This window comes from Deinococcus betulae, assembly GCF_020166395.1.
Classification (GTDB): domain Bacteria; phylum Deinococcota; class Deinococci; order Deinococcales; family Deinococcaceae; genus Deinococcus; species Deinococcus betulae.
This window is the reverse complement of sequence record NZ_JAIQXU010000001.1, coordinates 294708-314683: the sequence shown is the minus strand read 5'-3', so window position 1 is coordinate 314683 and position 19976 is coordinate 294708. Positions and strand designations below refer to the sequence as shown.

At 63.6% G+C, this 19976-nt stretch carries 20 protein-coding genes; 11 read left to right on the top strand and 9 right to left on the bottom strand.

The features are described 5' to 3' along the window. Positions 1-99 precede the first annotated feature (99 nt). Genes K7W42_RS01480 through K7W42_RS01460 form a run of 5 tightly spaced genes read left to right on the top strand, consistent with a single transcriptional unit; the run spans position 100 to position 3468 of the window. Entirely contained in the window at positions 100-1647 is a 1548-nt protein-coding gene (locus K7W42_RS01480) for a 2-isopropylmalate synthase (protein ID WP_224571611.1), read from the top strand. Further along, positions 1647-1967 carry an antibiotic biosynthesis monooxygenase family protein gene (locus tag K7W42_RS01475; protein WP_224571610.1) on the top strand — a complete coding sequence of 107 codons (321 nt, stop codon included), beginning with the start codon at positions 1647-1649 and terminating at the stop codon, positions 1965-1967. The genes K7W42_RS01480 and K7W42_RS01475 overlap by 1 nt, the downstream gene beginning before the upstream one ends. Continuing rightward, entirely contained in the window at positions 1964-2317 is a 354-nt protein-coding gene (locus K7W42_RS01470) for an arsenate reductase/protein-tyrosine-phosphatase family protein (RefSeq protein WP_224571609.1), read from the top strand. Before K7W42_RS01475 ends, K7W42_RS01470 begins: the two co-directional genes overlap by 4 nt. A gap of 54 nt (positions 2318-2371) precedes the next feature. After that, positions 2372-2743 (top strand): hypothetical protein, encoded by a 372-nt coding sequence (locus tag K7W42_RS01465; protein ID WP_224571608.1) that lies wholly within the window; start codon positions 2372-2374, stop codon positions 2741-2743. Positions 2744-2745: 2 nt separating this feature from the next. Beyond that, a complete protein-coding gene (locus tag K7W42_RS01460; protein ID WP_224571607.1) occupies positions 2746-3468 on the top strand; it encodes a metallophosphoesterase family protein in 723 nt (240 codons plus the stop codon). A 43-nt stretch (positions 3469-3511) separates the two neighbouring features. On the opposite strand, the gene K7W42_RS01455 is transcribed toward K7W42_RS01460, so the two are convergent. The 3 genes from K7W42_RS01455 to K7W42_RS01445 form a co-directional block, all read right to left on the bottom strand. After that, a complete protein-coding gene (locus tag K7W42_RS01455) occupies positions 3512-5320 on the bottom strand; it encodes a DEAD/DEAH box helicase (protein ID WP_224571606.1) in 1809 nt (602 codons plus the stop codon). A gap of 564 nt (positions 5321-5884) precedes the next feature. After that, entirely contained in the window at positions 5885-6859 is a 975-nt protein-coding gene (locus K7W42_RS01450) for a ferritin-like domain-containing protein (RefSeq protein WP_224571965.1), read from the bottom strand. A 522-nt stretch (positions 6860-7381) separates the two neighbouring features. Then, positions 7382-8353: an RluA family pseudouridine synthase gene (locus K7W42_RS01445; protein ID WP_224571605.1), complete on the bottom strand. Its 972-nt coding sequence runs from the start codon at positions 8351-8353 to the stop codon at positions 7382-7384. Positions 8354-8748: 395 nt separating this feature from the next. On the opposite strand from K7W42_RS01445, the gene K7W42_RS01440 reads away from it, so the two are divergent. The 3 genes from K7W42_RS01440 to K7W42_RS01430 all read left to right on the top strand — a co-directional run bounded on the left by K7W42_RS01440 (position 8749) and on the right by K7W42_RS01430 (position 10414). Continuing rightward, positions 8749-9003 carry a twin-arginine translocase TatA/TatE family subunit gene (locus K7W42_RS01440; protein WP_157458071.1) on the top strand — a complete coding sequence of 85 codons (255 nt, stop codon included), beginning with the start codon at positions 8749-8751 and terminating at the stop codon, positions 9001-9003. A gap of 105 nt (positions 9004-9108) precedes the next feature. After that, complete coding sequence (locus K7W42_RS01435; protein WP_224571604.1) at positions 9109-9648, top strand: sigma-70 family RNA polymerase sigma factor; 540 nt, start codon at positions 9109-9111, stop codon at positions 9646-9648. Between the two features lie 103 nt (positions 9649-9751). Beyond that, positions 9752-10414, top strand: a complete 663-nt coding sequence (locus tag K7W42_RS01430) for an anti-sigma factor (protein WP_224571603.1) — start codon at positions 9752-9754, stop codon at positions 10412-10414. Between the two features lie 48 nt (positions 10415-10462). Here the strand turns inward: K7W42_RS01430 and K7W42_RS01425 are convergent, their stop codons facing one another. The 3 genes from K7W42_RS01425 to K7W42_RS01415 form a co-directional block, all read right to left on the bottom strand. Continuing rightward, positions 10463-12268, bottom strand: a complete 1806-nt coding sequence (locus K7W42_RS01425) for an ATP-binding protein (RefSeq protein WP_224571964.1) — start codon at positions 12266-12268, stop codon at positions 10463-10465. Between the two features lie 20 nt (positions 12269-12288). Then, positions 12289-13347 carry a DNA double-strand break repair nuclease NurA gene (locus tag K7W42_RS01420; protein ID WP_224571602.1) on the bottom strand — a complete coding sequence of 353 codons (1059 nt, stop codon included), beginning with the start codon at positions 13345-13347 and terminating at the stop codon, positions 12289-12291. Positions 13348-13441: 94 nt separating this feature from the next. Continuing rightward, complete coding sequence (locus tag K7W42_RS01415) at positions 13442-14074, bottom strand: Crp/Fnr family transcriptional regulator (RefSeq protein WP_224571601.1); 633 nt, start codon at positions 14072-14074, stop codon at positions 13442-13444. A 158-nt stretch (positions 14075-14232) separates the two neighbouring features. Between K7W42_RS01415 and K7W42_RS01410 the strand changes: the two genes are divergently transcribed. Further along, positions 14233-15132 carry a histone deacetylase family protein gene (locus K7W42_RS01410; RefSeq protein WP_224571600.1) on the top strand — a complete coding sequence of 300 codons (900 nt, stop codon included), beginning with the start codon at positions 14233-14235 and terminating at the stop codon, positions 15130-15132. Between the two features lie 50 nt (positions 15133-15182). On the opposite strand, the gene K7W42_RS01405 is transcribed toward K7W42_RS01410, so the two are convergent. Continuing rightward, on the bottom strand, positions 15183-15884 hold the full coding sequence (locus K7W42_RS01405; protein ID WP_224571599.1) for a hypothetical protein: 702 nt from the start codon (positions 15882-15884) through the stop codon (positions 15183-15185). A 274-nt stretch (positions 15885-16158) separates the two neighbouring features. Between K7W42_RS01405 and K7W42_RS01400 the strand changes: the two genes are divergently transcribed. Continuing rightward, positions 16159-17385: an MFS transporter gene (locus tag K7W42_RS01400; protein ID WP_224571598.1), complete on the top strand. Its 1227-nt coding sequence runs from the start codon at positions 16159-16161 to the stop codon at positions 17383-17385. A 12-nt stretch (positions 17386-17397) separates the two neighbouring features. Here the strand turns inward: K7W42_RS01400 and K7W42_RS01395 are convergent, their stop codons facing one another. Then, positions 17398-17652, bottom strand: coding sequence for a hypothetical protein (locus K7W42_RS01395; RefSeq protein ID WP_369411303.1), 255 nt, complete (start codon positions 17650-17652; stop codon positions 17398-17400). Positions 17653-17861: 209 nt separating this feature from the next. Then, on the bottom strand, positions 17862-18662 hold the full coding sequence (locus K7W42_RS01390) for an amino acid ABC transporter ATP-binding protein (RefSeq protein ID WP_157458065.1): 801 nt from the start codon (positions 18660-18662) through the stop codon (positions 17862-17864). 327 nt (positions 18663-18989) lie between these two features. On the opposite strand from K7W42_RS01390, the gene K7W42_RS01385 reads away from it, so the two are divergent. Next, positions 18990-19955, top strand: coding sequence for a TAXI family TRAP transporter solute-binding subunit (locus K7W42_RS01385; protein ID WP_224571597.1), 966 nt, complete (start codon positions 18990-18992; stop codon positions 19953-19955). Positions 19956-19976 lie beyond the last annotated feature (21 nt).

The following is a 19976-nucleotide window of genomic DNA, read 5'->3' as shown; positions in this document are numbered from 1 at the left end:
CCTCCGGTGGAGTGAGCGGCCAGCAAGACGTGCCGACCCCAGCCCCCGGAGGACACCCCTCCGGGGGTTTTCCTTGCTTCCCCTCACAGGAGTTCCCCCATGACCCAGTCCCCGTCCGGCCACATCCGCATTTTCGACACCACCCTACGCGACGGCGAGCAGTCTCCCGGCGTCGCCCTGAACCACTCCCAGAAGCTGGAGATTGCGCATCAGCTGGCCCGCATGGGCGTGGACATCATTGAGGCTGGGTTTCCTATCGCCAGCCCCGGCGACCTGGAAGGGGTCTCGCGGATTGCCCGCGAGGTCAGAGGCCCGGTAATCACAGGCCTGGCCCGCGCCAACCGCGCCGACATAGAAGCTGCCGCCAAAGGCGTTGAGGCCGCCGAGAAGCCCCGCATCCATACCTTTATCGCCACCAGCCCTATTCATATGGCCAAGAAGCTGAATCTGGCCCCCGACGCCGTGGTCGAGCGGGCAGTTCAATCGGTCCAGTACGCCCGCACCTTTGTGGATGACGTCGAATTTAGCGCCGAGGACGCCACCCGCAGCGAGTTGCCCTTCCTGATCCGCATCTTCCAAGCGGTGGTGGAAGCCGGCGCCACGACCATCAATATCCCCGACACAGTGGGGTATACGACCCCTGAAGAAATCAGGGCGCTGTTCCGTGCAGTGCGCGATGCTCTTCCAGAACACGTCATTCTGTCGTCCCACTGTCACGACGACCTGGGCATGGCGGTGGCCAACTCGATTGCCGCTGCGGAGGGCGGCGCCCGCCAGATCGAATGCACCGTGAACGGCATTGGTGAGCGCGCGGGAAACGCTAGCCTGGAAGAGATCGTGATGGCGTTTCATACCCGCCGCGACCATTACGGCCTGGAAACGACTATCCGCACCCGCGAACTGTACCGGGCTTCCCGCCTGGTCAGCCGCCTGAGCGGGATGCCGGTGCAGCCCAACAAGGCGGTGGTGGGGGACAATGCGTTCGCCCACGAATCGGGCATTCACCAGGACGGCGTCCTGAAGGCGCGCGAGACCTACGAAATCATGAACGCCGAACTGGTGGGCCGCGAAGCCGCCGTGCTGGTGATGGGCAAGCACTCGGGCCGCGCTGCGTTTCGCAAGGCGCTGACTGACCTGGGCTACGCCGACCTGCCCGACGACAAGGTGCAGCATCTGTTCGGCCGGTTCAAGGACCTGGCCGACCGCAAGGGCCAGATCTACTCTGACGACCTGCGCGCGCTGGTAGAAGCCCGCAGCGATATTCCGCAGACCTTTACCCTGGAAGGCTTTCAGATCACCAGCGGCATGAACATGACTCCAGTGGCCTTTGTGCGTCTGCACACGCCCGACGGCCCCGTGGACGCCACCGCACATGGCGACGGCCCCGTTGAAGCCGCGTTTCAGGCCATCAACAAAATCACCCGGATTACACCTGAACTGGAGAGTTACCGCATTCAGGCGGTCACGGGCGGCGGCGACGCGCTGGGCGAGGTCAGTATTGGCGCCCGCTACGGCGAGACCAGCTTGCACGGCACCGGCGTGGCGACCGACGTGGTGGAGGCCAGCGCCCGGGCCTGGCTGCGCGTCATCAATCAGGTCGTGGCTGGCATGGGCAAGGCCCGCACGATTACGCAGACTACGCCGTAATGGACGACGCTGTCCCTGGTCGCGGACCCGTGCTGGAGGTGGCTCTGCTGGATATTAGGCCAGGCCTCACCACCGAATTTGAAGCGGCGTTTGCCGAGGCGCAGACGATCATCTCGTCTATGCCGGGCTACCTTCGGCACACCTTACAGCGGTGCCTGGAGGCAGACCACCATTACGTCTTGCTGGTGTGGTGGGAGAGCTTAGAGGCCCATACGGTTGGCTTTCGGGGCAGTCCTGACTATCAGCGGTGGCGGACACTCCTGCACCATTTCTACGATCCCTTCCCGACAGTCGAGCATTTCGTGGATGTTGCTCTGTGACGCGGCCTCTGCGCGTGGTGTTTATCTGCACCCAGAACAAGCTGAGAAGCCTCACCGCTGAGGTCCTATTTCGTGACACAGCGGGCTGGGAAGTGGCGTCGGCCGGAACCAACCGGGACGCGCTGACGCCGCTGACTCGTGATGTGTTGGAATGGGCCGACGCCGCTGTGTGCATGCAGAAACGCCACCGGGATGTTGTGCGCGGGCAGTTCCGGGGCGCGCTGCCCGATGACCGCATCGTGATGATGGGGATTCCCGATGATTACGAGTTCATGGCTTCAGAGCTGGTGGCCCTGTTGCTGGACCGGGTGCCTGCTCGCCTGGCCGCACTCTCCCCGCGACCAGACTAAGCCACTTGAGGGTGGACAACGGTCTTTTTTCCTTCGGCGTGGCAGCATAGCGGGGTGAACCCTCTGCTCCTCCGAACGGCCCTCATCGCAGGCGCCTTGATTGGCCTGCTGAATATCGTCTTCGTGGCGCTGGACCACGGGCTGCCCAACATTCCCGTCTGGTTCTATCTGGCCCAGTTGCTGCTGCTGCCCGCCATGCTGCTGCCCATGTACTACTTTCCGCAGGCGGCGACCACACGCAATTTCTTGCACCGCGCCGGCCTGTTCGCCCTGGGCTGGGCAGTGCCGTTTGCCATTTACAAGCTCTCTAGCGACGCCCTGAAGCCCAATTTCGATCTGGCCGCCGCCCTAATTTCCTATGTGGTGACCCTGGCGCTGCTCTCGCTGCTGTTCGCGGCCATTCGCCGCCCGGCCAAAGGCGCCTGACGGTGCGACTGGCTGTTCTGAGCGACGTACACGGCAACGCCTTTGCCCTGGAGGCGGTGCTGGCCGACATTCACGCCGAGGCGCCGGACGCCACCTATAACCTGGGCGATACCGTGTGGGGGTTTTCCGACCCAGCCCGCGCCTGGGCTCTGCAACAGGAGCACGCCCCGCCCAGCGTACGCGGTAACACCGATGAGCGCGTGGCTGGAATGAGAGCCGGAAAGGACGAGACCCGTGCCTGGCTCTGCCCACAGTTGCCTGCTGAGTTAGGAGAGACCCTGGCCGCCTTGCCCATCTTTCTGGACGTGGCGAACGGCGAGGTCCGGCTGGCCCACGGCAGTCCCCGCAGTCCCTGGAAAGCCCTGATGCTGACGGAGGACGGCGCCCACACCCGCCCAGCTCACTTCGCCGAAGTGCGGGAGCGGCTGGCCGGATTCACCTACGAGGCACGCGGACGCCTGTGCATTGTGGGCCACACCCACCGCGAAATGCTGACGGTGGTCGACGGGGTCACGGTGGTTAATGCCGGTCCCGTCTCGCGCCAGAAAGATGGGCTGCCACTGGCCCGCTGGGTGCTGCTGACTCGCCGGGCCGGTGGATGGATGCCTGAGTTTCGCCGCGTGGCTTACGACGCCCAGGCCGCCGCAGCCTGGGCCAGGGCGCACGGTCCGGCCGGAGCCGGTGACCATGAAGCGCAGTGGCTGACCACCGGACGCGAACCATAAAAAAAGCCCCCTCCGAGTTGTGGAGGGGGTGCTTGTTCAGTTCTTAGCGGCCAGAGGGCACGAACTCGCGGTCAGCGAAGTCTTCGCGGGGTCGGCTGCCCCGGTCATCACGGTCACGGCTCCAGCGGCCCTGGCCACCCTGACTCTGGCCCTGACCACCACGGCCACCGCCCTGGTAGCCACCGCCACTGCGGTTGCCGTAGCCCCCACGGCCACCGCCCTGAGAGCCGCCACGGTTGCCGTAGCCACCTTCGTCGCGGTAGCCACGGCCACCGCTGTAGCCGCCGTCGCGGCGCTCACGGGTAGGCTGCTCAAACAGCTCGGGCAGTTCCTGGGCGATTTCCACGGTCACTTCGCCGTCCAGTGGGCTGGCCGAGAGGAGTTTTTCCACGTACTCGCTGGGCACGTCGGCCACGGCGCCGCCACGCCACTGGCGCACCTTGCCCAGGCGGCGGGTATCCACGTCAGCGGTGCGGGCGAGCATAGCTACAGCGCGCGCCACGCTCATGCGCTCGGCGTTCAGCAGGATGGTGGTCAGGCCCTCTTCACCGCTCAGCAGGCTGGCAGCCTTGACGGGCTCAGTCACACCGCTGATTTTGGCCAGTGCGCGGGTCAGGGCTTCCAGGCCCAGTTCGCTGAACAGACGCTCGGCCTCGGCCTGGAAACCGGCGGCGGCGCTGGCGTCCACCTTGCGCACCATATCGGCGCTGGAACGGGCGCTGGCAGCCGCCACTTCCTTGGGGGTGGGCAGGGGCCGCTCGATAAAGCGCACGCCCGTGATGCGTTCCAGGCCCGCCACCTCGCGGTTCTCGCGGTCACCATGCATGATGATGGCGGTGCCGGTGCGCCCGGCGCGGCCCGTGCGCCCCGAGCGGTGAACGTAGCTCTCGGGGTCCTGGGGCAGGTGGTATTGCACCACCAGGTCCACTTCAGGGATGTCCAGGCCGCGCGCTGCCACGTCGGTAGCCACCAGCACGCCCACGCGCCCGCTGCGGAAGGCCCCCAGGGCACGCTCGCGCTGGCTCTGGGCCAGGTCGCCGTGCAGCGCCTCGCTCTCGATGCCGCGGTGAATCAGCTCGTTGGCCAGTTCATCGGCCTCTCGCTTGGTGCGGGTAAACACGATGGCCTTTTCGGGGTTGTACACGGTCAGCAGGTCGGCCAGCACGCGGGTGCGGCTGCGGCCCACCTTGACCTTCAGGTGCTCAACCGTCTGCGCGGCCTGGCTCTTGCCTTCGCCCACCATGTCCACGACCAGGGGGTCATTCAGGTATTTGCGGGACAGGCGGTTGATGTCACCGTTCAGCGTGGCACTGAACAGCAGCGTCTGACGGGCTTCAGGGGTCTTTTGCAGGATGGTCTCGATGGCGTCGGCAAAGCCCACCGACAGCATCTCGTCGGCCTCGTCCAGCACCGCAAACTGCACCTCGCTCAGGTCCAGGTTGCCGCGCTCCAGGTGATCAATCAGGCGGCCCGGGGTGCCGACCACAACGTCCACGCCACGGCGCAGGGCGTTTTCCTGAGGGCCGTAGCTGGCGCCGCCGTACACGGTGACGGTGGTCAGGCCGACGCCGCTCTTGGAAAACTCGTCGGCCACCTGCTTGGCCAGTTCGCGGGTGGGGGCCACCACGATGGCGCGGGGCAGGCGGGCGCGCTCGCGGCTGGGCTCCAGCTTCTGGATGATGGGCAGGGCAAACGCCAGGGTCTTGCCGGTGCCGGTGCGGGCGCGGCCAATCAGGTCGCGGCCTTCCAGGGTGTGGGGAAGGCTGGCTTCCTGAATGGGGCTGGCTTCGGTGATGCCGCGCTCATGGAGACGCGCCGCGAGTTCGGGCGCAATCAGTTGATCAAAGTTCATTTGTGGTCCTTTCGGGAAAGTGTGTCCCCAGTGACCAGCAAACGCCCTTAACCGGCATCCCGCATGTCTCTGAAAGTGGGGTCACTCTCCAGCCGCGCGGGTATCTCCCGCCTCGGCGCACGAAGAAAAAGAATACACCAAAGGCGGGCTGTGTGCAAGGGGTGGGTAAGGTCAGTGCTGAAATCTGATCTGTAACCGGCATCAGCCCAGCAGGGTAGAGAAGGAGTTACCGGAGCGGTCAAGGAAGATGAGCTGCTCCAGGTCTACCCGATGAATGCGGTAGAAGGTCCAGTTATAGGGCTTCTGAAAGATATCAAATAGTACCGTGCACCCAGTAGGTGATTGGCTATGGAAGATTTTTGCCTATTCTCTGAATATTGTGGATTTTAAATCGAAGAAAATACCTAAAGTTATAAGCCCTTCTCCATTACTAAAATAAGCGGCCTGTCTCATGTTGCAAGAGCTCTTGGTAGGGAGCATTCGAGCCATCTGATCTCAAGAACTCCTAAAACGAATAACGCCCCAAGAGTTGAATCCTGGGGCGCCTTTAAACTAAAGCTGTGTTTACAGGGCGAGGATGGTGCTGAAGTCGCCGCTGAGGCCGTTGGGGAAGAAGCCGCCGGTGGCTGCCTTGCCAGTGGTGTCGAGCAGCACGATGTTGGCAACCTGACGGGGCGTACGGCTAAAGGCGATGCCATTGGCGTCTGTGGGGACGATGTTGGCGCTGCGAGCAGGAATGAAGCTGGGGTTGCCGTTTCCGGCGGTGAGGCCCTGATCACGGTCATCAGCGCCGTCTACGGAGTCACGCAGGTTGCTGATGGCCTGCACCACCTGTTCGACCGTCAGGTTTGCAGCAGCCTGTTGGGTACGGCGGTTGTAGAGCTGGGTGCGGATGGAACCAGAGTGGTACGCCTCAACAGCCAGAATGCCGGCCGCGTTCTCTAGGTTCCCGTTGGCTGAGTCGTCCACCAGCAGACGCGCGGCGCCTTTGTATGCCGTGACACCTACGTCTTCGAAAATGAAGGCGCCGTGTAGGAAAAACAGCTCATTGGCGTACGGGTTGAAATTGGTAATCGCGTTGTTCGATGCCAGTTTACCGGCTGCCACGAAGGAAGCACTGAGGTCAAGTTGGGGCTGCGACACTGCGCCGCCCTTCAAAACCCCACGAATAACCTTCACGTGTGCCAGCTCGTCATCGGCAATCTCGTGTGCCATGGCCAGCATATCGCCGGTCAGACCAGGAACCGCCACGCCACCGCGTCCAGTGAAGCCTGCGGGCAGCGTCACTTTACTGGCGTCGCCACCAGCAGCGGTAAGTTCGTCCAGACGGCCCACAGCCGCGAGGTAGAAGGCCGCTTCGAGATATTCCAGGTTCAGTGCGAAGTTGAAGATGCTGGCATCCAGATTGGGCTTGGTGGGGGTGTTGGCCATGACATTGGTGCAACCGCTCAACACGGCGCCGGCACCCATCAATCCTGCTGCACCAAGAAACTTGCGGCGGGTGCTCTGTCCTGGGGTGGTGCTGTTGTCGCTACTCATGGTGGGAACCTCCGGAGATGTGGCCATAGACTGGGTGCTGGGCAAGAGGGTCAATCGTGAGCCTGCAGCTGGATCGCTCTAAAGGAGACGCTGCACTACGCTCTCGTTTGCCTTCATTGGATTTATATGCTGACTCAGCCCAGTTGGACCACATAGTCTATCTTTCATGAATAAGGAATGAAGATACGTCCTCAAAGCCCGTCTGCTCGGCGGACAAGATGTAGTGCCGAACCAAACCAGACAGTCAATTATATGGAGTAAATGAAGAATATCTTAATTATTTGCTTGTGCCGTACGTTCAAGATCGGCGGCAAGAGCAGCGTGACTGAGACTTTCGAGCGAGATACTGTCGGCTCTGTTGGGCAACCTAGTGCGACCTTGCGTGTCGGCTAAGCTCGTCTGTCGCCTTATTATTTTTTCAGCTGTCGCCAATTTATCTAAAATAGAGCTTTTGTCTTTCGATTTCTAAACACAACGCGGCGAAATCATAGATTTGTGACTAGGTTGCAGCTGAAAAATGGATCAGGACGGTGGAGGTGTCTCCGCCTGTGCAGGCCAATGACCTCCAAGGGAGAGCCAGGCGTTCAGCAGATCTTCTGGGGCAGGTGCATTGAGGAGCAGAGGATGACCGGTTAGAGGATGAGACAGGGTCAAGTACTGAGCATGCAAAGCGTGACGGGCTATAAGGGTGCTGCTGCGTCCGTACACCGGATCGCCCAGCAGAGGGCTGCCCAGGTGCGCCAGATGGACGCGAATCTGGTGGGTACGTCCGGTGCGTGGTTGCGCGCGCACCAGGGTCACCGTGCGCCCATATCCAGTTGAAATCGTGGCCAGTGGCGTGAAGAGTGTTTGCGCCTCACGTGGCTGAGCACCACCTACTGTCATGCGCTGACGCTGGACCGGGTGGCGGCCAATCGGGGCGTCGATCGTCACAGGCTGATCTGCTCGCCAACTGCCTGCAGCGATGGCCAGATAGACCTTCACCGTTTCACGCGCTTTGAAGGCATTGGCGAGGCGTGCATGAGCCCCTACTGTCTTAGCCACCACGATCACGCCGCTGGTATCCCGGTCCAGTCGGTGAACGATGCCGGGCCGGTAGCCATCTGGGCCGTCAAAACCAATCTGCTCTGGCAATTTCATACGCCCCAGAAGGGCATTCACCAGGGTTCCGGTATTGAGGCCAGGTGCCGGGTGCGTCACCATACCAGGCGGCTTATTGACCGCAATGAGGTGATCATCCTCAAACAAGACGTCGAGTGGAACCTGTTCTGGCGCCACAGTGGCGTCGGGTACAGGTGGGATCTGCACATGTAAAACTTCTCCACCGCGCAGCTTCAGGCTGGACCGTGTCGCCACCTGGCCTTCAACCTGAACAAAGCCGCCAGCAATCCAGCCGGCCACCTGTGAGCGGCTTGATCCACTCAGCGTTGCCAAAATAACGTCCAGCCGCCCCGGTCCTGCTGTGAACTGAAGTGGAGCGGCAAGACCAATCACGGCAAATAGTCTAATGCCTCTTTCTGACCCGTCTACAGGGCCCTGGTCATTTCCTTCGTGGGCATATTTTCTGAGGCGGATTTCATGATTTCTTTACGATCTCTCAAAGCCCATCCAATCTCAGGAGTTTTGTATATAGCTGTTCGACCGAAGGTATAAGTTTCGGCAGATTGAGTTTTACATCAAGTAGATCCATGCCGTTCTATGAGGGCGCCGCCTAATGAAATTGATATCTGAAAGACGACACAAAACGTCAGAGAGGCGCTTATTTTGGAGGATAGACTGGAAAGCATTAAATACTTGATCGAGTTTTAAGACTTTGTTTGACTAGCAAGACTGCCGTCTTCGTAGTTGAAATTATACTTTTTCACCGCCTCTTTCCATCTGGAGAACCCATGCCGAATATTGGCCCCGCTGAACTGATTGTGATTTTGCTGGTCGCCCTGGTGGTCTTTGGACCGCGCAAACTGCCCGAACTGGGCAAAAGCCTGGGCCATGGTCTGCGCGAATTTCGCCGCAGCACCCAGGGCCTCAAAGATGACCTGAACTTCACAGCGGCACCAGTCGCTGCGCCTGCCGCTCCTGCACCTGTGGCGGCGACTGCCCTGGCCGCGTCGTCAGTGGCTGCTGCCGACGAGCGCTCTGTTTAATCATTCCTAACCGCTTTTTGCATTTGCATGAGGCTTCGCTAAGGCATTGGCGTCCTACAGCCGTATACGGGCCTCTGTCCGGCCTGTTAGCCTGAGTGAGTTCTCATGACGCCCTTTCCCCCCGACCTGCCCGATGAGGCTTTGCTGCACGCCATGTCCACTGGGCAAGAAGAGGCATTGGCCGAGTTGCATCGCCGCTACGCCCGGCTGCTGTACGCACTGGGCCGGCGCATGCTTCACCAGACCGAGGATGTCGAGAGTTGCGTGCAAGATGCTTTTATGAATGCCTGGCGGCATGCAGGGCGGTTTGATGCCCGCCGGGCCAGTGCTAAGACTTGGCTGGTCAGCATTGCCCACCACCGCTTTTTGCAGGAGTTGCGGGACCGCCCCGAAACCCCGCTAGAGATAGAAGACTGGGACGCCCCGACCGCTAGCGCCGATCCCACGGACCGCATCCTGGCAGAGCAGGTGGTTCAGGGCCTGGAGCCACATCACCGCGAACTGGTCGAACTGGCGTACTACCGGGGCTATACCCACAGTGAACTGGCTATCCTGACCGGATTGCCGGTTGGTACAGTAAAATCTCGCCTGCGTGCCGCCCTTGACCGGATGCGCGAGCACTTGGCTAAACCACAGCGGCTGTGAACGGCTGTCCCCCGCCCAGCGTCCAGCATATAGACGCGGTGTATTCAATTGCGCTTCTGCGCCCCCGACCTCCCGTTCCCTTCAGCAAAGTAGGTGAATCCAAGTGACTGTCAACCGAGAAGAACTGGTAAGCCTCGCGCTTGGCCTGCTGAGCCCGAACGAAGAAGCGCAGCTGCGCGCCGCTCTGGACGCTGACCCTGCGCTGCTGGCGGCCTACCGCGAGGACCTAGAAGCTCTGCATGGTCTGCCCAGCGCCCTCCCGCAAACCGAGCTGCCTCCCGGCGCCCTGGATCGTCTGCTGGGCCGCTTGCGCGCCGAGGTGACGCCCGCCCCACCAGCTCCGGCGCCCACCCCAAGTGGCCGTGTGTTGTCACCCGCTTCGTTGGGGGTGCTGGCTCTGGCGGCGGCGGCGGCCGTAGGGTTTTTGCTGCTCCGCCCAGCGGCTCCAGGCGACCTGCTGAGCCGCTTTGCTCACACGCCGGGCGCTCTGACCACCACCTTGCAGTCAGAGGGCACCCAGGTGGGCCAAGTGGTCCGTCTGCCGGATGGCCGCGCCTACCTGCACCTCAGTGAGACGCCGCCAGAAGGCCGGGTCTATCAGCTGTGGCGCCTTGAAGGTCAGACGCCGGTCTCGGTTGGGGTGCTGAGCGGCCGGGGCATTGAATGGGAGGGCGCGCAGGCCGGTCAAACCTTGGCCGTCAGTGTGGAGCCGCCCGGCGGCAGCGAGCAGCCGACCACCACGCCGATTCTGGTGCAGAAGCTGTAAAAAAAGAGGGGAGGGCCACATCTGGGCCTTCCCTTTCTTCACGGGCTTTTACCGCAGCCATTCCTCGCCCACCTCCTGCACCTCGCGCCCGCCCAGATCGTCCACCTCGTCTTTGCGGGTGGCCCAGGCAGGAAATGGGTAATTGACCAGCACCGGGTTGGGGACGTCTGGCTGCGACACCAGCATGGTGCCGGGTTGCAGAATCCCGGCGCGCGCCCGGAAGCTCTGCGGCAAAAAACGGTATTCGGGACGCTCGGCTTCGGCCAGGTCCAGACGGCCCACCACCCGGATGGCGGCGTTGGAGACGATGCGCCGCTCAACCTCGCTGGCCGTCTGCTGCGCGCCGATCAGGATGATGCCTAAGGACCGGCCACGTTCAGCGATTTCCAGCAGGATGTCTTTAATCGGGCTGCCCTCGTCGCGCGGAGCGTACTTGTTCAGCTCGTCCAGCACCACAAACACGGTGTCCTGGCGGCCGAAGCGCTCTTTGTGTTCAAAGACCTCACGCAGCAGCACGCCCACCACGAACATCTGGGCGGGGCCAGAGAGGTTGTGGATGTCCACCACGCTCAGCTGGGCGCCGCGCAGCAGATTGGGCCGGTAGCGGCTGGCTTCGGCCTCGCTCACGTCGCCGCGAATCAGGGGCGAAAGGTGCTTCTGAACGCCGCGCAGACGCCGGGTAAAGGCGCGCAGGGTGCCCTGAGATTGATTGAGCACCCATTTGCGGTCACCCTGGCCGTCATTCTCATCAAGTAGTTTGAATTCAAGATAGGCAATGAGTTGCTCAAAAGAGTTGATGCGGATGCCTTCTAAGTCACCGAAATCAATATCTTCGGGAATGTCAGCATTTTCCTCCGGCTTCCAATCGGTCACTAGGAGATGTGCTCCGGCGCCAGACTGTACCTGGGCCAGCCGCGCTAGTTTCTCCTCAATATTCCCAATGACATAGCCGATATTCAGGCTGCTGCCCGCATCACTGAAGACATAAGGCAGCATCCGCCCCGCGCAGAAGTCGCGCAGGGTGAACAGAAATGGCGTAACCCCCTGCGAGCGCTGGTCGGTGTGCGGCACGATGGCGCCGCTGACCGAGCCGGCGCGGGGCGGCGCCAGGAATTGCGTGTCGGTAAAGGGGGTGCGGGGCAGGCCCATCAGGGTGTAGCGGTCGGCGGTTAGGCCCTTGTCCTGGGCGGCCTGGGCCTCCCGCGCGGTCACTTTGCTGTTGGGTTGGTCTAGAAACAGCAGGTCCTCGCCCTTGACGTTGAAAATAATGGCCCGGCCCCCTGCCGTGCCGGTCATCTGTCCGCCGCTGCTCTGGGCCACCCGGTCCATCACCCCACTGCGGAAGATGGAGTGCAGCAAGAACAGCGCGTAACTGGTCTTGGTGGCCACCCCCGAGATGCCCGAAATGTTGATGTGCCCGCCCTGCTCGCCGTTGACGAAGCGGAAATTCAGGGGCAGCGTTTGCCCATCGGCCAGCAGACCAGCTGGGAAAGCCGCCTCTTTCATCTTGTCGGCACTGAGGGCCATCTTCAGGTCGTCGCCCTGGGCATGCCGGACCTCATCACCGGGCTGCGGCGGAATGAAGTGTTCGGGGTCCACCCGCGTGACCAGCACCCGCGCTGCGTAGCTAATGCTGGCGGGCAGCACACCCGCCACCACGTCTTCCACATCCGACTCGAAGGTGACGCCCTCGTGACGCTTGCGCACGTTGTCCACCAGGCCGTAAAAGTGAACGACCTTGCCGTCGGGGCGGGCGGTTTGCACGGTCACCAGGTCGTCAAGTTGCACGCTGGCCCCGCGCCCCACCGCAAACCAGAAAATGGTGGGGGTCACGTCCTCGGTGCCCAGCACCATGCCAATACGCGGGCTGAGCGTCACGCCAGCACTCCTGCTCCGTAGGCGGCGGCAATATGAGAGCGGATGCGCCGCGTGACCAGTTCGGCGCTGCCCATGCTGCGGGTCATGGCGTGTTCGAGGGCCGCTGTGGGAATCAGGTTCTGGGGCGCGCGGGGGTCTTTGTGGAGTTTGCTGCCTAGCTTCTGAAGCAGCGCACCTGACAGATTTGCCACAGCCTGCACGGCGCGGGGGACAAAGGTGCTGTCCTCCGGGGCGTGCATTTCCAGCCGCATGATGCCCGCCAGCGGGTGCTGGTAAAACGGGGGCTCGCACAGCCGCACATACCAGGTGAAGCGCTGTTCACGGCCCTCGGCCTCACTGAAGTGGCCGCCGCGGTCGCCTACCCGGAAGCGCAGGATAGGTGTGCGTTCACCGCACTTCAGCTCACTGAGCAGGCCGATGCGGTCAGCCCCCAGATAGTCAGTGTGCAGGGTCTTCACGTAACCCACGACTGCACTCCCGCCCCGCCCTAACCGGACTGGGCCGTCTTGCAGCACCAGAGTTTCGGGCAAGGTGTCGGTGTCGCCCTCTTCTAGCGCCATCGCAGAAGCCAGCTCCTGACTGAGCGCCTGTTCAGCGTCAAGCATGAGCCGCTGCACCTTGGCGCGGGGTCCTTCCACTTGCCGCCCATTGAAGGCATGCGGCTCGTAATCCAGCACGCCACTTTGCGGATTGCGTGGACTCAGCCGTGCCGGTTCCAGTGGCGTATCGGCGCTGTAGGCCAGGACGCGCCGCGCACGTACCTGTTGAAGCTCGGCCTGACGGCTGCCGTGGGGACAGAGGCTCACGGCGCCCACGACATACGCCCCAAAAGCCGCCAGATGTAGTTCGCCTGCCTCGTCATCTATCAGCAGCCGCGCTTCCATACGTGGCTTGCCGTCCACCACCACCACTTCGCGCAGTGCCGCTGGAATACCTTGGGTAGGGACGGCCTGCCACACGTCTGTTTCTACATCGAACACCAAGCCCGCAAAGGGCTTCAGTGTCAACTGGCCCTCAAATGTATCGACAGGCCAGGGGTCAAGGCGAATCCGCATGGCGGGCATTCTACGCGCAGGACGTAAAGCTGAGGATGTGGGCGGGCCACAGAAGAAACCGCCCTAGGCGAGGGGCGGTCAAAGCTGACCTTGCTTAGCCGTGGTAGCCGCTCAGCAGCCGCAGCCCTTCCTCATCGGTCAGGGTCAGGCAGCGGTAGGCGGGACTCAGGAGGCCGTCGTCACGCATTTCGCCAATCAGCTTACTGACACTCTCACGGGTGGCGCCCGTGCCTTCGGCAATCAGTTCATGGGTGGCACGCACGAAGCGGGTGCCGTCGGCGTGGCGGCCCCCCAGGGTGCTGTCAGCCAGATTCAGGAGGTAACGGGCAATCCGCTCGCGCAGGTCGCCGTCCTGAATATGAACGCCGTCGGTCATCATGCGCTGGAGCTGCGCGCTGAGGCTGCGGGTCAGGTCCCAGAGTTCGCCTGCCCCCAGATGCTGCGGATGAATGGGTGTCAGGACGGCGTCGGTCAGGGCCACGACCTGATGCCCGCGCGTCTGGCCGTGCAGGCACTCCTCTCCGAAAATATCGCCGGGGCGGATGTGGCGCACCGTCAGGTTGCGGCCTTGAGGGGTCAGGCGCACCGCGCGCATCAGGCCGCTGTCGAGGCGGTAGAGACTGGGCGCGCTGTCGCCCGCGTAATACAGCGTCTGGCCACGCCGCACAGTGCGGTGCAGCTCTGCGGGCGACGGCTGCGGCTGGCTGAGGGGGGCAACGTAGGTCATGGGGCGCTCCAGGGGGATGAGGGGACGGCGCAGGGGGCGTGAACTGCCGGAAGTGTATGACCCTGACTGATTTCTGAAACGTTCGCTCAACACAGTGTGAAAAGTCAATCAAACTATGGAGTAGAGCGGCGAGGGGGCCCCGGCCCCAAACTGGGCGGGTGAGCGCCCATCCTTACCGAGCCTGGAGTCCCGCCGCGTTCACGTTTCCGCTGCCCGAAGGCCACCGCTTTCCGGCCTACAAGTATGCGGGGGTGCGGGACCTGCTCGCGCCGCACCTGCCGGTACTGGACACCCCACCCCTGAGCTGGGCCGACGCCGCCCGCGTCCACGACCCCATCTGGCTCCGCCGCTGGCGCCGGGGCGAGGTCACGCCCGCCGAGGAACGCGCCTTTGGGCTGCCCTGGAGCGCCGAGGTCGTGGAACGTGCCCGCCGCGCCGCCGGTGGGTCGCTGGCTGCCCTGCACGACGCCCTGCGGGTGGGCTGGGGTGCTTGCCTGGCCGGCGGCACCCACCACGCCTTCCGTGACCGCGCCGAGGGCTTTTGCCTCATCAACGACGCCGCGCTGCTGACCCGCCTGGCGCTGGAGGAAGGCCTGGCCAGCCGGGTGGCCGTCATTGACCTGGACGTGCATCAGGGCAACGGCACGGCGGCACTGCTGGCAGCCGAGGCGCGGGCCTTTACCCTGTCTCTTCACGGCGAGCGCAATTACCCCTTTCGCAAGGAGCAGTCCTCGCTGGACCTGGGCCTGGGCGACGGCGTGACGGACAGCGAGTACCTGACAGTGCTGCGGCGCCAGGCCCTGCCCGCGCTGGAGACCTTTCGCCCGGATCTGCTGCTGTACCTGGCGGGGGTAGACGTGCTGGCCGGCGACCGCTTTGGCCGCTTTGCCCTGACGCTGGACGGTGTGCGGGAGCGCAACCGCGCCGTCTTGGCCTGGGCAAAGGCCGCAGGCATTCCGGTGGTCACCATGATGGCTGGCGGTTACAACCGCGACCACGCCCTGACCGTGCAGGCCCACGCCAGTGTGGTGCTGGACGGCCTGGAGGTCTTGGGCTAGGCGACCTGAAGACCCGTGAGGGCTTCGGTGATGCAGCGCAGCCCTGAGGGTCAGCCGTACAGCAGGGTCAGTGTGATGGGCGCCAGGGACGCCTGCGTGTTCGCCAGGAACATCACCAGCAGTGGCAGGGAGGCAGAGACAGTCACGCCACCGGACACCATCAGGCCCCGTTCCCTCAGGGTCCAGGTCGAAGGGTCCTGCCTGAACCGGCGAATCAGGTGCCCCCAGATGCGGGCGCTCAGGGCGACAAGAACCACACACAGCAGGCCGCAGAGCAGGGCCTTGGGTTGCTGCCAGGCCAGCCGCTCAAGGATTTCGGTTTGCAACGCGCCCGGCAGGGCCGCCTGACCGGACTGTAACCAGGCATTGAAAGTGGCCTCGCGCTGAGCGGCGGCTCCGCTGCCCCTGCCCAGCAGCGAGAGCAGGGGTTCAAAACCAGCCTTTGGGTGAAGGGCGTTGCCCGCGTTGGCCAGGGTGAGCAGGCCCAGCAGGCTCCCGAGTATGACGCTCAGGGCTCCAAAAGTGGCCGACAGCCTTGTCTCGAAACGCCAGCCGTGCCCCGCCGCCGTGCAGAAGCGGCGCCAGAAAGAAAAGGTCAGCAGCAGGCAGGCGGCACTCAGGCCACCGGCCAGCAGCGCCAGCGCGGCGTGATAGGTCGCGTAGTCACCCAGCAGCACGGCCAGCGCCCGGTTCGGCGCGGCCTCCTGCTGAAGAAGCTGGTGGAGGGTCGCTCTGAGCGGTTCACTGTTCACGCCTCTATCCATCCATGCATGGGAGGTGCAGCGCATCCTTACTTTGGATGGCCTCTTGAGGTGTTGGGCGTCTTGATCCCACAGGGTCAGGGAAGAGGCCATTCCTGGCGGCCTATCCGCGTGGCAACGGTCTGGACCCTCCAGACTGCTAAACCAGCAGGCTCAGGCGTGAACGCCAACAGCTTTGACTTCTCTGGTTCTGCGTTTGGCTTCTGGCACTGCCCTGTCCCTCGTATCCGGTCAATGTTGAAAGGCCAGGCGGATAATGCCCCGCATGACTGCCCGCGCTCCCTGGAACCGCAACGAGCGCCTGGGCATTGCCAACGGCTGGGCCGTCTTTCTGGGCGACGGCTTTCTCAGTGTGGCAGTGGTGGTGACGGCCTTCGCTGCCAAGCTGGGGGCGCCCAACTGGGTCATTGGCCTGCTGCCCGCCATCGCCGCTGGGGGATGGATGCTGCCGCAACTGCTCGTGGCGGCCCGTGTGCGCGCCCTGCCCTACAAGCTGCCGGTGTACCGCTCGGCCGCCCTGATTCGCACGAGCACCTACGTCTTTATGGTGCTGACGGCTGCCCTGCTCAGCCACCAGCCGGCGCTATGCCTGACGCTCTTTATCCTTGCCATGAGTGCCAACGCCCTGGCCTCGGGCGTCTCGGGCCTGCCATTTCTGGAGGTCATCAGTAAAACCGTCTCGCCTGACCGGCGCCCGCGCTTTTTTGCCACCCGCAACCTGTACGGCGGTCTGCTGGCCTTTGGGGCCGGCCTGCTGGTGCGCGCCATTCTGGCCTCTGACCTGGCCTTTCCCTTCAACTACGCTCTGATTTTTGCGCTGGGGACAGTGGCCTTTACCTTCGGGTACTGGGTCTTCGGCCTGGTCAGCGAGCCGCCTGACCCGCCGCAACCGCCCTTGGGCACCCGCGCCGAAGTGCGGGCCATTCCCGAAACCCTGCGTGACCCTTCCTTCCGCGCCTTCCTGACGGTCCGCCTGCTGCTGGCCGCCGCCAGCATGAGCGAACCGTTTTACGCCGTGTACGCCCTGCGGGAACTGGACTACGCTCCGGCCGTCCTGGGCACCTTTGTCATGGCGCTGACCGGCGCCGCGCCGCTGTCCAACGTGGTCTGGCAGCGGGTGGCCGAACGCAAAGGCTCGCGCCGCCTAATTCGGTACGCGGCTGTGTTTGCGGGTTTGGCGCCCCTGTGCGCCCTGCTGGTGGGGGCGCTGGACCTCAGCCCCTGGGCTTACCTGGGCGTGTTTATCCTGTCCAGCACGGCCAACCAGGGCTTTAACTTGGGACACACCAATCACCTGCTCAATATCGCCCCCGACCACGCCCGGAGCCGCTACATCGGCACGCTGAATACGCTCGTGGGGGCGGCGCTGTTTACCCCGGTGCTGGCCGGGGTGCTGGCGGACACGGCGGGGTATGCGCCTGTTTTCCTCCTGAGTGCCCTGCTGTGCGCGGCGGCGTGGTGGGGGTGCGGACGGCTACGGCGAGACGCTTAAAGTCCTTTGCTCTCAGCTGGGCGCAGTCTGGATGAACAGGGCGCCGTCGATGAGATGACCATCCTGGCCAGCGCGCACAGCGACCAACTCTGAAGGTGTCAGGAGGGTGGCCGAGCCAGAGGGGCCCGTCTGTGTGCTGGCCCGCCCACTGGTCTTCGGCAGCGCGGCGTCGGTCAGGCTTGGAATGAAGGCGTAGCGCGTGCCCAGGCGGCGGCTAAGGTGCGTGCCGGCACTCCACCACGTCACGGTCAGGTCGCCCAGTTGCATGGCACTTTTCGGGCGTTGCAGGTGCGACTGGTGGGCAAAGACCAGCTGTCCGGTAGATGCGGGTAACCTTTTGCTGCTTTACCGTCCGCCTCAATGGCCTGATCTGGCTCGACGGAGTTCTGGTCATCGCAGGAGAGATGCTTCTGCTCTGCACGTCCGCAAGTCGTCCCCTTCGTTTCCGTTAGAGAGGGGTCCCTGCTCTTTTGGCCCTAGTGGCCCAGAATCTTGCTGAGGAACGCCTTGGCCCGGTCATGCTGCGGGTTCTGGTAAAAGGCCTCAGGCGTGGTGTCTTCCACGACATTGCCCTGGTCAAAAAACAGGATGCGGTCGGCGACCTCGCGTGCAAAGCCCATCTCGTGTGTCACCACCAGCATGGTCATGCCGCTGCGGGCCAGCTCTTTCATTACGTCTAGCACCTCTTTGATCATCTCGGGGTCCAGGGCGCTGGTGGGTTCGTCAAACAGCATGACCTTAGGGTCCATCGCCAGGGCGCGGGCAATGGCCACGCGCTGCTGCTGACCGCCGGAAAGCTGCGCCGGGTACTTGTGCGCCTGCTCCTCAATGCCGACGCGGCGCAGCAGGTCCAGGCCGCGTTTTTCGGCGTCGGCCTTGCTCGCCCTGCGCACGCGGGTGGGTGCCAGGGTGATGTTTTCCAGCACCGTCAGGTGTGGAAAGAGGTTAAAGCTCTGGAAGACCATGCCCACTTCCCGGCGAATGGCGTCCAGGTTGCCCTTGCCGTTCAGCGGAATGCCGTCCACCGTGATCTGCCCGCCGTCGTGGGGGTCCAGGGCATTCAGGGTACGGATAAAGGTGCTTTTGCCGCTGCCCGACGGGCCGATAATCACCACGACCTCGCCCGGCAGCACCTCCAGATTCACGCCGCGCAGCGCGTGGAACGAGCCGAAATGCTTCTGTACGCCCTGCGCCTGAATGATGGGCGGGCCTTCTCGCCGCGCCCGTGGGCTGGCGGCCGGGACACTGGGGGCAGGGGAGAGCGGGCCTTGCGTCATGTGCCCAGTGTAGTGCGGGGCAAAGGTCAGAGGCTTCAGAGCGGCTGCGGTGAACTTTGTTTTCTTCCAGAGAGGCGCGGCAAGAGGCAGACAGGATGTGCTGCGCGAGCTCAAGGGAGATGTCGGCGTCTGTCCGGCACGTTCTGGAAGTGAACGCGGTGCGCCCTTCACAGGACTGGCCCACGCCGAACTGAACAGAAGCGCTTCCAACCCGCTTGGCTCCCGCCAGGAGCGGCGTTTTGTCTGCCTGGCCGCTGTGCTACCATCCGCGCATTCATTCTTCGCGTGTCAGGGTCATGCCCTGGCCCTTTCCCTGGAGGAGACCCCATGAACACCCGCACCAAGATCGCCGCCGCCCTGCTGCTGGGCACCACCGCCGTCGCGCTGGCCCAGGGCACCACGTTTCTGACCATCGGGTCGGGCGCCACCACGGGCGTTTACTTCCCCGTGGCCACCGGCATGGCCAAGATGGTCAACGACGCGGGCGACGGCCTGCGTGCCAACGCCCGCTCCACGGGCGGCAGCGTGTTTAACGTGCAGGCCATCGCCACTGGCGAGCTGGACGCCGCCATTGCCCAGAACGACGTGGTGTATTACGCCTACAAGGGCACCGGCCTGCAAGCCTTCCAGGGCAAGGCCAATGCCAAACTGCGCACCCTGGCCGTGCTGTATCCCGAGGTGCTGCATGTGGTGGCCCGCAAAGACAGCGGCATCAAGTCGATTGCCGACCTGAAAGGCAAGCGCGTGGTCATCGGCGACCTCGGTTCGGGCACCGAACTGACTGCCCGGCAGGTGCTGGAAAGCTACGGCCTGGGCTTTGACGACCTCGGCCAGGCCCTGCGCGTATCGCCAGCCCAGGGCATCACCCTGATGCAGGACAAGCGCGCCGACGCGCTGTTCTACACCGTGGGCGTGGGGGCCAGCGCCATCAGCCAGATTGCCCAGACGGTAGACGTGGCGATGGTGCCGGTGGGCGGCAACCAGGCCGCCAGCCTCATCAAGAAATACCCCTTCTACGTGCGCTACAACATCCCCGCCAAGAGCTACAAGGGCGTGGGCGCCACCGTGCCCAGCGTGGCGGTGCAGGCCACCCTGGTCGCCAGCACGGCCGTCAGCGACGACGCCGTGTACAAGACCATGAAGGCCATCTTCGGCACCGAGACCGAAGTTAAGGGCCTGCACCCCAGCCTGGCCACTAACTTCAGCTACGAAAAGGCTGTCAAGGGCCTGCCTGCGCCGCTGCATCCTGGCGCTGTGAAGTTCTTCCGCGAGAAAGGCGTCACCGTTCGCTAACGCGGCAGTCGGCCTGAGTGT